This window comes from Nocardia sp. NPDC058633 (assembly GCF_042717045.1).
GTDB lineage: Bacteria > Actinomycetota > Actinomycetes > Mycobacteriales > Mycobacteriaceae > Nocardia.
Window position 1 is genome coordinate 1 of the sequence record NZ_JBHXRA010000044.1, and the last position, 3886, is coordinate 3886.

The following is a 3886-nucleotide window of genomic DNA, read 5'->3' on the forward strand; positions in this document are numbered from 1 at the left end:
GCTGTCAGTCCTTGGAACACCGGACCGTAGTCGAGACCGGCAGCGGCCAATCCCTCGTACAGGCCGTCCACTTCCACTTCCACCGCGCCCTGCGGCGGCCAGTACGCCATGTCGAACGACAGCCGGGATCCGGAGCCCAACACACCTGTCGCATGGAGGGTCCAGGGCTCTTCCGCCTCCTCGCCCCGTGCGTATATGCGTACCGCACGCGTCCCGGCCTCGGACGCCTCGTCCACGACCACCTGGACCGCCGATCCGCCCCGCTCGAGAAGGAACAACGGCGCCTGGAGCGTCAGTTCCTCCACCACATCGCAGCCGACATGGTCCCCGGCGGCGATCGCCAGCTCCACGAAGCCCGCGCCCGGGAACAGCACCTTCCCGCCCACCGCATGGTCGGCCAGCCACGGCTGGGCCGACGTCGACAGCCTGCCGGTGAAGACCGCGCCGTCCGAGTCCGGGGACGCCACCACGGCTCCGAGCAGCGGATGTTCGACCGGCTCCAGGCCCACGTCGCTCACCCCGCCCAGCTCGGCGGCGACCCAGGAGTCGGCCAGGTAGTCCACGGTGTGGAGCCAGTAGCGCTGCCGTTGGAAGGCATAGGTGGGGAGGTCGGCGCGGTGCGCTCCACGCCCCTCGAAGAGCGGCTTCCAGTCGACGGCCGCGCCGGACACGTACAGCTGCCCGATGGCGTTGAGCAGCGCGGACACCTCGGCCCGCCCCTTGCGCAGCGCGGCGGCCATGACGGCAGACTCCGACTGCAGGGACTGCTGGGCCAACGAGGTCAGTACGCCGTCGGGGCCGAGTTCCAGGAATCGGGTGACGTTCGCGGCGGCCAGGGTCCGGATCCCGTCGGCGAAGCGGACCGCGTCGCGGACGTGCCGCACCCAGTATTCGGGGTCGTTGAGTCCGGTGGCCAGGGTGCCGGTGACGTTGGAGACGACCGGGATGGCCGGTTCCGCGTACGAAAGGGACTCGGCCACCGCCCGGAACTCGTCCTGCATCGGCTCCATCAGTGGCGAGTGGAAGGCGTGTGACACTTTCAGCCTGTTGGTCTTGCGGCCCTCGTTGTCGAAGTGTGCTTTGATGCGGAGAACGGGGTCTTCCTCGCCTGAAATGACGACGGAGTCGGGGCTGTTGACAGCGGCGATGCTCACCAGTGTGGTCAGCAGGGGGGCGACTTCTTCTGTGGTGGCCTGGATCGCGACCATGGTGCCGCCGGCCGGTAGTGCCTGCATCAGTTGCCCGCGTGCCGCGACCAGCTTCGCTGCGTCGGTCAGGGACAGTACCCCGGACACGTGTGCGGCGGTGATCTCTCCGATGGAGTGCCCGGCGAGGTAGTCCGGCTTCACACCCCATGATTCGACCAGGCGGTAGAGCGCGACCTCGATCGCGAAGAGGGCGGGCTGGGTGTACTCGGTCCGGTTCAGAACCTCGGCGTGTTCGCCCCACATGATCTCCCGCAGCGGCATGTCCAGCGCTGTCAGGACCGCGTCGAAGGCTCGCGCGAACACGGGGAACGCGTTATACAGTTCTCGTCCCATGCCAAGGTGTTGGGCACCCTGTCCAGTGAACAGGAACGCCGTGCGACCCTTCGCTCGTGACGTCCCGTGCACCACACCGGGCACCGGCCGGCCTTCGGCCACGACTCCGAGCCCGTGCAGGAGTTCGGCCCGGTCGTCCCCGACGACGACGGCCCTGTGGTCCAGGGCCGAGCGGGTGGCGACCAGTGAGTACGCCACGTCCAGCGGCCGCAGCTCCTTATCGCGCTCCAGGTGCGACCGCAGCCGTGCGGCCTGGCCGCGCAGCGCCTCCGCCGTCCAGCCGGAGAGCACGAGGGGCAGTGCGCGTACCGCGGTTTCCGTCACCGGCTCCACGGGCGCGGGCGGCGGGGCCTGTTCGATGATGACGTGGGCGTTGGTGCCGCTGATCCCGAAGGATGAGATACCGGCCCGGCGCGGTCGGCCGGTCTCGGGCCACGGTCGTGACTCGGTCAGCAGTCCGATGTTGCCCTCGGTCCAGTCGACTTGGTGGGTCGGCTCGTCTACGTGCAGGGTCTTGGGCAGGATGCCGTGGCGGATGGCCTCGACCATCTTGATGATTCCGGAGACACCGGCCGCGGCCTGGGTGTGGCCCATGTTCGATTTGATGGAGCCGAGCCACAATGGTTGGTCGTGTGGGCGGTTCCGGCCGTAGGTCGCAAGCAACGCCTGCGCCTCGATCGGGTCACCGAGTGTTGTTCCCGTGCCGTGTGCCTCGACGGCATCGATGTGGTCGGGCGTCAGTTGGGCGTTGGCCAGTGCTTGGCGGATCACGCGGCGTTGGGAGGGGCCGTTCGGGGCGGTGAGTCCGTTGCTCGCACCGTCCTGGTTCACCGCTATGCCGCGAACGACGGCGAGCACCGGGTGGTTGTTGGCCTGCGCGTCGGAGAGTCGCTCGACGAGCAGCATGCCGACGCCTTCGCCCCACGCCGTCCCGTCCGCCGCTGCGGCAAAGGACTTGCACCGGCCGCTGTGCGAGAGGCCGCGCTGGCGGCTGAACTCGACGAAGGTCTCGGGCGTGGCCATGACGCATACACCACCGACGAGCGCCAGCGAGCACTCACCCGAACGAAGCGCCTGGATACCGGAGTTGAGCGCCACCAGGGACGACGAGCAAGCCGTGTCCATCGTCACCGAGGGTCCCTCGAGGCCGAGCGCGTAGGAGATGCGCCCCGACGCGATGGATCCGGTGTTCGCGTTGGCCGCGTAGTCGTGGTACATCATTCCGGCGAAGACGCCGGTGGCCGAGCCCTTCAGCGACGCCGGGTCGATTCCGGCCCGCTCGATCGCCTCCCAGGACGTCTCCAACAGCAACCGTTGCTGCGGATCCATGATCAGTGCCTCATTGGGCGAGATGCCGAAGAAGGCGGGGTCGAACTCGGCCGCGCCGTGCAGGAATCCGCCCTCGCGGACGTACGTCGTGTTCGGCCGCCGCGACTCGGGGTCGAAGAGCCGCTCCGCGTCCCAGCCACGGTCCACGGGGAACTCGGACACCGCGTCCACGCCGTTGACGACCAGCTGCCACAGATCCTCGGGAGACTCGATGCCACCCGGGTACCGGCAGCTCATCCCCACGATCGCGATCGGCTCACGGAGCGTGGCGGTGAGCTTCCTGTTCTGCGCACGCAGCCGCTCGGTTTCCTTCAACGATGACCGGAGCGCATCGACAAGCTTCTTCTCGTCAGAGCTAGCCATTACAGTTCTCCCGCTTCCCCGCCGAGCGCCATGCTGATCAGACTCTCGGCATCCATTTCGTCGATCGAGTCCTCCGGGGCCTCTGCGGCTTCGTCGGACTCGGTCCGTGCATCGCTGATCCCGCCGAGTTCGAGCAGGCTGTCCAGCAGTCCTGCGTCACGCAGCCGGCTGAGCGGGATGGTCCGCAAGACCCTGCGAATGTCCGCCTCGCCGGAGCCGGAACCCATACCTTCGCTGTCCTCGCCCGAGTCCGGGACGAGCTCCGCTCGCAGGTGGTGCGCCAGCACGCGGGCGTGGGGGTAGTCGAAGACGAGCGTCGGCGGCAGCCGCAGGCCGCTCACCGTGTTCATCAGGTTGCGGAATTCCACGGCGCTGAGTGAGTCGAAGCCCAGTTCGCTGAAGGCCCGGTCGGCGTCGATGGATTCCGCGCCCGCATGGCCGAGGATCGCCGCCGCGTGTGAACGGACCGTGTCCAGCAGCAGTGCCTCCTGCTCGTCGCCCGACAGCCCGGCGAGCTGCTGCTTCAGCACGGGTATGGAACCCTGGCCGCCCGCCACTGCGGTGCGGCGGGTGGTGGTGCGGATCAGGCTCCGGAAGAGGTCGGGGAGTTCGTCGGTGGAGGATCGCAGCGTTTTCAGATCGAGCTTGATCGG

The 3886-nt window shown here is 68.3% G+C and carries 1 protein-coding gene and 1 pseudogene; both read right to left on the reverse strand.

Going from position 1 to position 3886, the window contains the following annotated elements; translation table 11 throughout:
* Nucleotides 1-3188: pseudogene (locus ACFWUR_RS29600) on the reverse strand (type I polyketide synthase); the annotation flags it as partial.
* Nucleotides 3189-3232: 44 nt separating this feature from the next.
* Nucleotides 3233-3886 (reverse strand): acyl carrier protein (locus ACFWUR_RS29605; protein ID WP_378911230.1); only part of this gene is annotated, 654 nt, incomplete at its 5' end.